This is a genomic window from Spirillospora sp. NPDC029432 (assembly GCF_040703975.1).
Classification (GTDB): domain Bacteria; phylum Actinomycetota; class Actinomycetes; order Streptosporangiales; family Streptosporangiaceae; genus Spirillospora.
The window spans coordinates 62,541-73,648 of sequence record NZ_JBEZWH010000039.1 but is presented as its reverse complement, the minus strand read 5'-3'; the positions used below and the strand labels follow the sequence as shown (position 1 = coordinate 73,648).

8 protein-coding genes are annotated in these 11,108 nt (G+C 75.1%); 3 read left to right on the top strand and 5 right to left on the bottom strand.

What is annotated here, in order from left to right:
• Positions 1-142: 142 nt before the first annotated feature.
• The 4 genes from AB0881_RS26875 to AB0881_RS26860 all read right to left on the bottom strand — a co-directional run bounded on the left by AB0881_RS26875 (position 143) and on the right by AB0881_RS26860 (position 4,056).
• A complete protein-coding gene (locus AB0881_RS26875) occupies positions 143-481 on the bottom strand; it encodes a P-II family nitrogen regulator (protein ID WP_366621095.1) in 339 nt (112 codons plus the stop codon).
• A complete protein-coding gene (locus tag AB0881_RS26870; RefSeq protein ID WP_366621093.1) occupies positions 478-1,821 on the bottom strand; it encodes an ammonium transporter in 1,344 nt (447 codons plus the stop codon). The genes AB0881_RS26875 and AB0881_RS26870 overlap by 4 nt, the downstream gene beginning before the upstream one ends.
• A gap of 281 nt (positions 1,822-2,102) precedes the next feature.
• Complete coding sequence (ftsY, locus tag AB0881_RS26865; protein WP_366621091.1) at positions 2,103-3,263, bottom strand: signal recognition particle-docking protein FtsY; 1,161 nt, start codon at positions 3,261-3,263, stop codon at positions 2,103-2,105.
• Between the two features lie 79 nt (positions 3,264-3,342).
• Positions 3,343-4,056 carry a response regulator transcription factor gene (locus tag AB0881_RS26860; RefSeq protein WP_366621089.1) on the bottom strand — a complete coding sequence of 238 codons (714 nt, stop codon included), beginning with the start codon at positions 4,054-4,056 and terminating at the stop codon, positions 3,343-3,345.
• Positions 4,057-4,273: 217 nt separating this feature from the next.
• Between AB0881_RS26860 and AB0881_RS26855 the strand changes: the two genes are divergently transcribed.
• Genes AB0881_RS26855 through AB0881_RS26845 form a run of 3 tightly spaced genes read left to right on the top strand, consistent with a single transcriptional unit; the run spans position 4,274 to position 7,246 of the window.
• Complete coding sequence (locus tag AB0881_RS26855) at positions 4,274-5,482, top strand: ATP-binding protein (RefSeq protein WP_366621087.1); 1,209 nt, start codon at positions 4,274-4,276, stop codon at positions 5,480-5,482.
• A complete protein-coding gene (locus AB0881_RS26850) occupies positions 5,475-6,614 on the top strand; it encodes a hypothetical protein (protein ID WP_366621085.1) in 1,140 nt (379 codons plus the stop codon). Before AB0881_RS26855 ends, AB0881_RS26850 begins: the two co-directional genes overlap by 8 nt.
• Positions 6,599-7,246: a response regulator transcription factor gene (locus AB0881_RS26845; protein WP_366621084.1), complete on the top strand. Its 648-nt coding sequence runs from the start codon at positions 6,599-6,601 to the stop codon at positions 7,244-7,246. The genes AB0881_RS26850 and AB0881_RS26845 overlap by 16 nt, the downstream gene beginning before the upstream one ends.
• On the opposite strand, the gene smc is transcribed toward AB0881_RS26845, so the two are convergent.
• Positions 7,243-10,920, bottom strand: coding sequence for a chromosome segregation protein SMC (gene smc, locus AB0881_RS26840; RefSeq protein ID WP_366621082.1), 3,678 nt, complete (start codon positions 10,918-10,920; stop codon positions 7,243-7,245). The genes AB0881_RS26845 and smc overlap by 4 nt on opposite strands.
• Positions 10,921-11,108: the final 188 nt, after the last annotated feature.

Here is an 11,108-nt window from a genome sequence, read left to right as displayed (position 1 = left end):
CGCCGGGCTGGCGCTGGCGTTCCCGCCGGGCGCCGGAGGCCCGGACGCCGGGGAGGGCGGGCCCGTGGACGAGCTGTGGATCGGCCTCCAGGCTGTCCCCGACCGTGCCGTGGCCGTGCGCCAGCGTCACCGGGCGGCGTCCTTACAGGGCCTCCGCACCGGTCTCGCCGGTACGGACCCGGATGACGGTCTCGACCGGGACGGCCCAGACCTTCCCGTCGCCGATCTTGTCGGTACGGGCCGCCTTGACGATCACGTCGATGATGTCGTCGGCGTCCTCGTCCTCGACCAGGACCTCCACCCGCAGCTTGGGCACCAGGTCCACCTTGTACTCGGCGCCCCGGTAGACCTCGGTGTGGCCCTTCTGGCGGCCGTACCCGCTGGCCTCGCTCACGGTCAGCCCCTTGACCCCGAAGGCCTCCAGGGCCGCCTTGACCTCGTCCAGCTTGAACGGCTTGATGACCGCGGTGATCAGCTTCATGCGTCCGCCTCGACCTTCTTCTGGGTTCCGCCGGTGACGCTACTGGGCGAGGGCAGGGACGCGCCGACGCCGGCGTGGACGCTGCCGAAGTCGTACGCCGTCTCGGCGTGGGCGCCGCTGTCGATGCCGGAGACCTCCTCCTCTTCGCCGATCCGGAAGCCCATCACCAGGTCGATGACCTTGGCGATGACGAACGTGACCACGAAGGAGTAGGCGAGCGTCGCCAGGACCGCGACCGCCTGCTTGCCGAGCAGCGCGAGGCCGCCGCCGGCCAGCAGCCCGTCGGCGCCGGCGTCGTTCACCGCGGTGGTGGCCAGGATGCCGATGAGCAGCGCGCCGACGATGCCGCCGACCATGTGGACGCCGACCACGTCGAGGGAGTCGTCGTACCCGAGCTTGTACTTGAGGCTGACCGCGAAGGCGCAGACCACGCCGGCGACCAGGCCGAGCGCGATGGCGCCGAGCGGGGTGACGAACGCCGCCGCCGGGGTGATCGCGACCAGGCCGGCCACGATGCCGGAGGCGATACCGAGCGTCGTGGAGCTGCCGTCGCGGAGCTTCTCCACCACGATCCAGGCGAACGCCGCCGCGCAGGTCGCGACCAGGGTGTTGACGAACGCGACCGCCGCGGTCTCGCCGGCCGCCAGCGCCGACCCGGCGTTGAAGCCGAACCAGCCGAACCACAGCAGCGCGGCGCCGAGCAGCACGAACGGCAGGTTGTGCGGCCGCATCGGGTCCTTCGGCCAGCCCTTGCGGCGGCCCAGGACGAGGGCCAGCGCCAGCGCCGCGACGCCCGCGTTGATGTGCACGACCGTCCCGCCGGCGAAGTCCAGCGCGCCCAGCTCGAAGATCCAGCCGGCCTTGCCGTTCTCCTCGCCGTCGGACCACCACACCCAGTGCGCGATCGGCAGGTACACCAGCGTCACCCAGACCAGGGTGAACAGCACCCAGGCCCCGAACTTGGCACGGTCCGCCACGGCGCCGCTGATCAGCGCCACCGTGATGATCGCGAAGGTGGCCTGGAACGCCACGAACACCAGCTGCGGGATCCCGGAGCCGTCGTCGGCCGTCGCGACCTTCTCCAGCCCGACCAGCCCCCAGTCGCCGAGCCCGCCGATGAACGCGCTGAGCCCGCCCGCGTCGGTGAAGGCCACGGAGTAGCCGTAGACGACCCAGACCATCCCCACCACGGCGATGCTGACGAAGCTCATCATCATCATGTTGAGGACGCTCTTCGCCCGGCTCATCCCTCCGTAGAAGAAGGCCAGGCCCGGTGTCATGAGCAGGACGAGCGCCGTGCTCGTCAGCATCCATGCGGTACTACCGCTATCGATGTTCATCTCAGGGAAAGCCCCTCCTCGACAGGGAACTCGGACTGCTCAGAGACTCTGGCGCGGCCGTTTCACCTGGGATGCCCTTGTGTTTCTAGAGTGTGAAACCCCATTCCGACTTGTTTCGGCAGTGTTTCCGAAACCTCACAGCCCGTTCCTTTGGGGCGGCGCGGCGTTCCTCGCGGCCATTTCGCTTCCGCCGGAACGCCCCGGACGAGAAATGCAGCGGGCCCCTCGCGCATCCATTGATGCGCGAGGGGCCCGCGGGAGACCCGTGGCGGGTGAGCGGTCTAGTCGCCGAGGACGGCGTCCACGAAGGCCTCGGGCTCGAACGGGGCCAGGTCGTCCGGGCCCTCGCCGAGCCCGACCAGCTTGACCGGGACGCCCAGCTCGCGCTGCACCTGGACGACGATGCCGCCCTTGGCGGTGCCGTCCAGCTTGGTCAGCGCGATGCCGGTGATGTTGACGACCTCGGCGAAGACGCGGGCCTGCTGCATGCCGTTCTGGCCGGTGGTGGCGTCCAGCACCAGCAGCACCTCGTCCACCGTGGCCTGCTTCTCGATCACCCGCTTGACCTTGCCGAGCTCGTCCATCAGCCCGACCTTGGTGTGCAGCCGGCCGGCGGTGTCGATGATCACGGTGTCGACGCCGGACTCGATGCCCTGCTTGACCGCGTCGAACGCGACGCTGGCCGGGTCGGTCCCCTCGTCCTTGCGGACGACCTCGGCGCCCACCCGGGAGCCCCAGGTCTCCAGCTGGTCGGCGGCGGCGGCGCGGAAGGTGTCGGCGGCGCCGAGCAGCACGGTGCGGCCGTCGCCGACCAGGACCCGGCCGAGCTTGCCGCAGGTGGTGGTCTTGCCGGTGCCGTTGACGCCCACGACCATCATCACCGCGGGCCGGGTGCCGTGCGGCTCGGTGTGCAGCGACCGGTCGAGGTCGGCGCCGATCTGCTTGACCAGCTCCTCCTTCAGCAGCGCCCGCACCTCCTCCGCGGTGCGGGTGCCCAGCACCTGGACGCGGGTCCGCAGGTCCTCGGTGATCTGGCGGGCCACCGCGACGCCGATGTCGGCGCCGATCAGGGTGTCCTCGATCTCCTCCCACGCGTCGTCGTCGAGGGTCTCGCGGGACAGCAGCCCCAGCAGGGTCGTCCCGAAGGCGCTCTGCGACCGGGCCAGCCGGGCCCGCAGCCGCACCAGCCGCCCCGCGGACGGCGGCGGCAGCTCGATCTCGGGCTTGGGCGGGACCTTCTCGGCCGGCGGCGCCCGCTCGGCCGGGGGCGCCTCCCGTTCCAGCTCCTCGACGGTGGTCGCACCGCCCGGCGCGAGGTCGGCGGGCCGCTCCGCGGGCTCCACGGGCGGCTTGGGCTTGCGGCGGCCGGGGCGCAGCAGCAGCGCGCCGCCGATGACCAGCGCTACCACAGCCAGCCCTGCGATGAGGATCAGATAGTCCATAGCGGAACCAGTTTTCCAGACCGGCGCCGATGCGCCGAACCCCGTCCCGCGGCGGGCGAGCCGTCCGGGATCCCGCGGGTCAGCGGGCGGCCGGGCGGCGGGCCGGGGACGCGGCGCGCGGCGGCCCCGGGCGCGGCGGCGCGGCGGGCGGCCCGGCGCCGAGCCAGATGATGATCGCGGTGGCGCGGTTGCGGGCGCCGAGTTTCGCGTAGATGCGGTTGATGTAGTTCTTGACGCTTTTCTCGGCGAGCACGAGTTCCGCGGCGATATCGGAATTGGTACGGCCCTGCGCGATCAGGCGCATGACGTCGGTCTCGCGGGTGGAGAGGCCGAATCCCGCGCGGGCGCATTCCGGGAACGGCGCGGGACCGGCGCCCCGGGCGGCGGCGACGAGGGCGGCGGTCGCGGCCGGCGCGAGGGGATGGGCGTTGTTGCGCATGGTGTCGCGGATGGCGGCGGCCAGCTCCTCGGCGGTGAGGGTGCCGTGCAGGAGGTAGCCGACCGCGCCGTCGCGGATGGCCGCCAGCACCGTGCCGGGGTCCGCGCTGGGCGCGAGCATGATGACGCGGCTGAGCCGGCTGAGCTCGCCGACCCCGGAGGCGCCGCGCGGCCCGCCGTCCAGCAGCACCACGTCGGGGACGAGCTCCCAGGCGGTCTCCACGGCGCGCCGGGCGTCGCCCGTCTCGGCGACCACCTCCAGGTCGGGACGGCCGGCCAGAAGGAGCGCGAGCCCCGCCCGCAGGACCGGGTCGCCCGCCACGACCATGATCCGGTACCGCTCCGTCTCGGACATCGAGCCTCCGTTTCAGCAGGCCGGACCGCGGGGCCGTGATCGAGGAGTGGACCCCAGTCTGGGCCGCGCGGCCGGTCCGTGTCATGACGGCCGTTCGGGGGTCAAGGGCCGGGACGGGCGGGGCCCCGCGACCGGATCCGGCCGATCCGGCGGATCCGCGGCACGGCCGTTGCGGGGCGTCCGGCGGCCAGTCAAGATCAGGGCCGGAGGCGGGATCTTGACTGATCGCGAAGCGGCGCGGCGCTCGCCGCGGGCGCGGCGGGCGGCGGGCCCCCAGGCGAGGAGCGCGGCCCGCGCGCGCCCCGAACGCGGCCCCTCCGACCACGCCCTCGCCCGCACGGTCCAGCGGTTCACGGTCGCGCTGCGCTGCGGCGGCGTCGTGGCGGCGGCCATCGCGGCGGGCATCGGCGGCGGCGCGGGGATCTCCCGGGCCTGGCAGCTGGGCGTGCTCGCCGTCCTGGCGGCCTGGTCGGTCCTCTTCACCGCCACGGCCCTCCGGCGGGGGCTGTCGTTCCCGCTGGTCGCGGGCGACTCCGCCGTGGTCGCGCTGGTGCTGCTGGCGCAGGAGAGGTACATCCCGGAGGCGGCGGCCGTGGACGAGACCACGTGGGCGATCATGCTGGCCAGCACCGCCGTGTACGTGGCGCTGCTCGCCCTGCGGCCGCTCGCCGCGCTGCCGCCGGTGGCGCTGGTGATCGCCGCGTACGTCGCCGGTGCCCCGGCCGTGACGAGCCAGGTCCGGGTGCTGATCGTGCAGACGGTCGCGGTCGCCGCGATCATGGAGCTGCTGCGCCGGGGTGGCCGCCGGGCGGACGCGATCGTGGCCGACCGCGACCGGGACCGCCGCCGGGCCCTGGTGGAGGCCGCCCGCCGCGCCGACGAGCGGCACCACCGGGCGCAGATGCACGACTCGGTGCTGGCCACGCTGACGATGGTGGCCTCGGGCGCGCTGCGGGCCGGCTCCCCGGGGCTCGAACGCGGCGCCCGGGAGGGCCTGGAGGTGCTGGAGGAGTTCGCCGCGCCGGCGTCCGGCGACGGGCCGCCGGTGGACGTCGCCGCGCGGCTGCGCGCGGTGGCCGCGGACTCCGGTATCGAGGTCGCGGTTTCCGGGCCGGGCCGTACCCCGGTCATGGTCCCCGAGCCGGTGGCGCACGCGCTCGCGGGCGCGGCCGGCGAGGCGCTGCGCAACGCGGCCCGCCACGCCGGCACGGGCCGCGCGGCCCTGCGGGTGGCGGCCGGGGACGGGACCGTGACCGTCGAGGTCGCCGACGCCGGGCGCGGGTTCGATCCCGGCCGGGTCCCGGCGGGCCGGCACGGCATCGCCCGTTCGATCAGGCAGCGGATGGCGGCGGCCGGCGGCGGCGTCACGGTACGCTCCCGCCCCGGCGAGGGGACGCGGGTCGTCCTGCGGTGGCCCGGTGGCTGACCGCTCGGGCACGCCCCCCGCCGCCCCGCCCGGGGCCGTGCTGTTCGCGGCCCGGTTCACCCGGGCGTTCGACGTGGCGACCGTCATCACCGTCGCCGGGTGGCAGGTGGGCGCGGCGGGCACGGCGCTGCTGGTCTACCTCGGCCGCTACCACGTGCCCGCGCTCGCGGTGCTGGTGTGGGGCGTCCAGCTGCTGATCATCGTGGCCGGGTCGGTGCTGCTGCTGCGCGGCGTGACCAGCGCCGCCGCGACCTGGGGGCTGGTCGCGGCCGACCTGGTCGCCGGCGCCGCGATGGCGGCCAACTGCCCCGGCGGCGAGCAGCTGATGATCAACTGGGCCTGGGCGACGGCCGGGCTGATCGGCGTGCTGCTCCTGCTGCGCCGGCGGATGCGCGAGCTGATCGCGCTGCTGCTGGTGAACGCGGGGGTCGTGCTGGCCGCGCTGCTCCTCGCCGGCGGCGTCGACCGGCACCAGGCCGCGGGCCTGGTCACGCTGCTGTACGCCTCGGCGAGCATCCAGCTGGCGATGATGACGGCGGCCCGGGTGTTCCGGTACAGCGGCGGGCTGGCCGCCGGGGCCGCGGCCGAGCAGTACGAGATCGCCGCCAGGGAGGCCGTGATCGCCGAGGTGACGGCGGCCCGGCAGGCGCGCTACCGGGAGGCCCGCACGCTGGTCGCGCCGATCCTGCGCGGGCTCGCGGACGGCACCGTCGACCCGGCCGACCCGGCCGTGCAGAACCGCTGCGCGGCCGCCGAGGCGATGCTGCGGCGGCTGCTGGCCGAGCGCGAGGACGTCCCGCACCCGCTGCTGCGGGCGCTGCAGCCCGGCATCGACGAGGCGGTACGGCGCGGCGCGGTCGTCGAGGTCGCGCCGGTGGGCGGGATCCCGGTGATGCCGGAGGAGGCCGGGGCGGCGCTGGCGGACGTCCCGCTGGCGGTGCTGGCGGCCACCCGGACCCGCGCCCGCGTCACCGTGGTCTCGACCGGGCCGGGCCAGGTCAGCGTGTCGGTGCTGGCCGGCGGGGAGGCCGCCGCGACGTTCGCCGGGCGGTCCGGGCACGACGGCGTGACCGTGACCGCCGACCGGGACGGGGACATGCTGTGGGTGGAGGCCCGATGGACGAGCCCGTGACCATCGCCGTCATCGACGACCAGGACGTCGTGCTGTCCGGCGTGCGCACCTGGGTCGCCGAGGACCCGGAGCGCCGGGTGGAGATCGTGTACACGGCGGCCGATCTGGACGGCGTCGGCGAGGGGCCGGCGGCGCGCGCCGACGTCCTGGTCGTGGACCTGCGCATCGCCGGCGAGCTGGTGTTCGACCGGATCGCGGAGCTGGCCGCCGCGGGCCGCCGGATCGTGGTGTTCTCCCAGCACGCCGAGCCCGAGATCGTGCACCGGGCCGAGCAGGCGGGCGCGCTGGCGTACATCACCAAGGAGACCGGCGAGGGGCGGCGGCACCTCATCGAGGCGGTGCTGACGGTGGCGGGCGGCGAGACGTACACCACGCCGTCGCAGGCGGGCGCGATGCTGGCGGCCACCGGCGAGCGCCGGCCGCGGTTCTCCGAGCAGGAGCTGCGCACGATGCGGCTGTGGCTGGGCGGCCTGACCCGCGCCGGGGTGGCGCGGCAGCTCGGCATCAGCGAGCACACCGTGAAGCAGTACCTCGGCCGCGCCCGGGAGAAGTACGCCAGGGCGGGCCGGGAGGCGCCCACGCGCGTCGACCTCTACCGGGAGGCCCGCAAGGACGGCATCGTCGGCGACTAGGCCGGCTCGTGCTCGCGTTCCAGGCGCTGGCTGACGACCTGGGTGACGCCGTCGCCGCGCATGCTGACGCCGTAGAGCGCGTCGGCGCCCTCCATCGTCCGCTTCTGGTGGGTGATGATGATCAGCTGGGACGACTCGCGCAGCTCCTCGAACACCCGCAGCAGCCGCTGGGTGTTGGTGTCGTCCAGCGCCGCCTCGACCTCGTCCAGCACGTAGAACGGCGACGGGCGGGCCTTGAAGACCGCGACCAGGAACGCGATCGCGACCAGGGAGCGCTCGCCGCCCGACAGCAGCGACAGCCGCTTGACCTTCTTGCCGGGCGGGCGGGCCGCGACCTCGACGCCGGTGGCGAGCATGTCGTCGGGCTCGGTGAGCGACAGGCTGCCCTCGCCGCCCGGGAACAGCCGGGCGAAGATGCGCTCGAACTCGCGGGCGGTGTCCTCGTACGCCGAGCCGAACACCTGCTGCACCCGGTCGTCGACCTCCTTGACGACGGTGAGCAGGTCGCGGCGGGTCTTCTTGAGGTCCTCCAGCTGGGAGTTCAGGAACGCGTGCCGCTCCTCCAGCGCCGCGAACTCCTCCAGGGCCAGCGGGTTGACCTTGCCGAGCTGGTTGAGCTGCCGCTCGGCGGCCTTCGCGCGCTTCTCCTGCTCCTTGCGGTCGTACGGAACCGGTTGCGCGTCCTCACCGGCCTCGGGGCCGGGCGGGATGGCCTGGTCGGGGCCGTACTCGGAGACGAGCGCCTCGACCTCCAGGCCGAACTCGTCCATCGCGCGCTGCTCGTACTGCTCCAGGCGCAGCCGCTGCTCGGCGCGCGCGACCTCGCTGCCGTGCACGACGTTGACCAGCCGTTCCAGGGTGCCGGACAGCTCGCGCACCTGCGTCCGGACGACCTTCAGCTCGGCCTCGCGGGCGGCGCGGGCGCGCTCGGCCTCCTCGCGCTGCTCGACGGCCGTCGACAGCGACGCCTCGATGTGCCGCAGCGCCGTCCGCGCGCCCTTGTGGACGGCGTCGGCGATCCTGGCCTGCTGCTCCCGGCGGGCGCGGCGGTGCGCGGCGCGGGCGCGCTCCTCGCGCTCCCGGCGGGCGCCGCGCTCCAGCGCGTCGGCCCGGCCGGAGATCGCCTGGACGCGCTCCTCGGCGGTACGGACCGTCAGCCGCGACTCCATCTCGGCGGCGCGCAGCTCCTGGCAGCGGGCGGCCAGCTCGTCGCGGGCCTCGGTGTCGTGCCCCGCGTCCTCGGCGACCTCGGCGGCCTCCTCGGACTCGGCGAGCCGCCCGGCCAGCTCGTCGGCGGCCTGCGCGTCGCGTTCGAGGGACTCGGTGGCGGCGTCCAGTGCCTTGGTGAGCCGCTCGACCTCGCCGCGCGCGGCCCGGACGTCGGCCTCCAGCCGGGCGGCGCGCTGCGCCTCCTTGGCCGCCCTGGCGTCGTGCTCGCGGAGCCGCGCGCGGACGCGGTCGAGGTCGGTCTGCGCCTGGTTGACGCCGCCCTGCGCCTGGTTGACGGCGGCCTGGGCGGCGTCGAGCGCGGCCTGCGCGCCCTGCTCGGCGGCCGTGGCGTCCTCAAGGGCGGCGGCGCCGCGCTCGGCCTCGGTCTCGGAGGCGGCGAGGTCCTCGGTGGCCTGGTCGAGGGTGGCGCGCATCTGGAGGAGGCTCTGCGCGCCGCCGGCGGCACCGCCCTGGGCCCAGTGCGCCCCCACCAGGTCGCCGTCGCGGGTCACGGCCCGCAGGCGGGGCTCGCGCCGGACGAGGGCGGCGGCGGCCGGCACGTCGTCCGCGACGGCGACGCCGTCCAGCAGCGCGCTCATCGCCGGGCGCAGGGTCTCGGGAACGGTCACCGCGTCGATGGCGTAGTCGACGCCCGGAAGCCTTTCCTGGCCGGACGGGACCTCGCCGGCGGAGCCGATCAGCATGCCCGCGCGGCCCGCGTCACGCGCGCGCAGGAGCTCCAAGGCGGCCTCGGCCGTGTCCAGCGAGCCCACCGCGATCGCCTCGGCGGCACTCGCGAGCGCCGCCGCGACCGCCGTCTCGTATCCGGGCCGTACGGTCAGCAGGGACGCGACCGTGCCCAGCACACCCTCCAGGGAGCCGTCCTCGCTCGCCGCCAGCAGCGCCTCCCCGCCCTCGGCGGCGCTGGCCAGCGTCAGGTTGAGGGCCTCGATCCGCGCCTGGAGCGCGGCGACCCGCTTCTGCGCGGCCTGGTCGGCGGAACGGGCCGCGCCCACCGCCGCGCGCGCGTCCTTGAGCGCCTGCCGGGGCCCGTCCACGGCGGCGCGGGCGGCCTCGACGGCCTCCTTGGCGGTGGCGAGGGTCTCCTGGGCCAGCTCGTGCTCGGCGGCCAGCTCCGGGTCCTCGACGACCTCGGACTCGAACGCCTCGTACTCGGCGCGCGCCGTCTGGACCCGCTGCTCGGCCTCGGTACGGGCCTCGCCGAGCCGGCCGATCTCCGAGCGGCCCGCCTGCGCCTTGCTGCGCAGCGCCTCGACCCGGCCGCGCAGCCGGGCCAGCTCCTCGCGGCGGTCGGCGGCGGCGCGGGCGGCCGCCTGGAGGCGGCGCTCCTCGGCCGCGAGGGCCTCCTCGGCGGCGGAGCGCTCGTCGACCGCGCCCGACAGGCCGTCCTGGGCCTCCTCCAGCGCGGCGCGGAGCATCTCCTCCTGCTCGCGGACCTCGGCGGCCTCGCGCTCCATGTCCTCGGGGTCGCGGCCGCGCCGCTCCTCGTCGCGCGCCTCGGCCGCGTTGCGGTGCCGTTCCGCGGCCAGGTCGGCGACGCCGCGCAGGCGCTCCTTGAGCGCCGACAGCTGGAACCAGGTGTCCTGCGCCTGCGCGAGCCGCGGGGCCTGCTCGGCCTCCTCCGCCTCCAGCGCGGCCTCGCGCTCCTGCGCCTCGGCCAGGGCGCGCTCGGTCTCGGCCCGCCGCTCCCGCACGGCGGCCTCGTCGGCGGCCTCCTGGTCGAGCCTGGTGCGCAGGGTGATCAGGTCGTCGGCCAGCAGCCGCAGCCGGGCGTCGCGCAGGTCGGCCTGGATGACGGCGGCGCGGCGGGCGAGCTCGGCCTGCCGGCCCAGCGGCTTCAGCTGGCGGCGCAGCTCGCCGGTGAGGTCCTGGACGCGGGTGAGGTTGGCCTGCATCGCGTCCAGCTTGCGCAGCGCCTTCTCCTTGCGCTTGCGGTGCTTGAGGACTCCCGCCGCCTCCTCGATCACCGCCCGGCGGCCCTCCGGCCCCGAGTGCAGCACCCGGTCGAGCTGGCCCTGCCCGATGATGACGTGCATCTCGCGGCCGATGCCCGAGTCCGACAGCAGCTCCTGGATGTCCAGCAGCCGGCAGTTGTCGCCGTTGATGGCGTACTCGCTCTGCCCGGACCGGAACATCAGCCGGCTGATCGTCACCTCGGTGTAGTCGATCGGCAGGGCGCCGTCGGCGTTGTCGATCGTCAGCACGACCTCGGCCCGGCCCAGCGGCGGCCGGTTGGCGGTGCCGGCGAAGATGACGTCCTCCATCTTGCCGCCGCGCAGCGACTTGGCGCCCTGCTCGCCCATCACCCAGGCCAGCGCGTCCACGACGTTGGACTTGCCGGACCCGTTGGGACCGACGACGCAGGTGATGCCGGGCTCGAACTTCAGTGTGGTGGAGGACGCGAAGGACTTGAAGCCGCGGAGCGTCAGGCTCTTCAGGTACACGCGCTCGCTGTCCTCCTCCGGAGATCGCGCGGGGGCGTCCGTCCTCCCGGCTCCCCCGGTCACGGCCGCGCCGCGACGCCCCGGCACCACTTCCGGGAACGCGTCGAACGATACCGGCCGGACCCGGCGGCAAGCGCGCAATCGCCGGCGCGCTACAAAACAGTGGCCCCGAACAACGGGTAGCCCGG

Excerpts from the sequence above, each read along its gene's own strand:
- AB0881_RS26875 (WP_366621095.1), bottom strand. The coding sequence starts at position 481 with ATGAAGCTGATCACCGCGGTCATCAAGCCGTTCAAGCTGGACGAGGTC.
- AB0881_RS26860 (WP_366621089.1), bottom strand. The coding sequence starts at position 4,056 with ATGTCCGAGACGGAGCGGTACCGGATCATGGTCGTGGCGGGCGACCCG.
- AB0881_RS26870 (WP_366621093.1), bottom strand. The coding sequence starts at position 1,821 with ATGAACATCGATAGCGGTAGTACCGCATGGATGCTGACGAGCACGGCG.
- AB0881_RS26845 (WP_366621084.1), top strand. The coding sequence starts at position 6,599 with ATGGACGAGCCCGTGACCATCGCCGTCATCGACGACCAGGACGTCGTG.
- ftsY (WP_366621091.1), bottom strand. The coding sequence starts at position 3,263 with ATGGACTATCTGATCCTCATCGCAGGGCTGGCTGTGGTAGCGCTGGTC.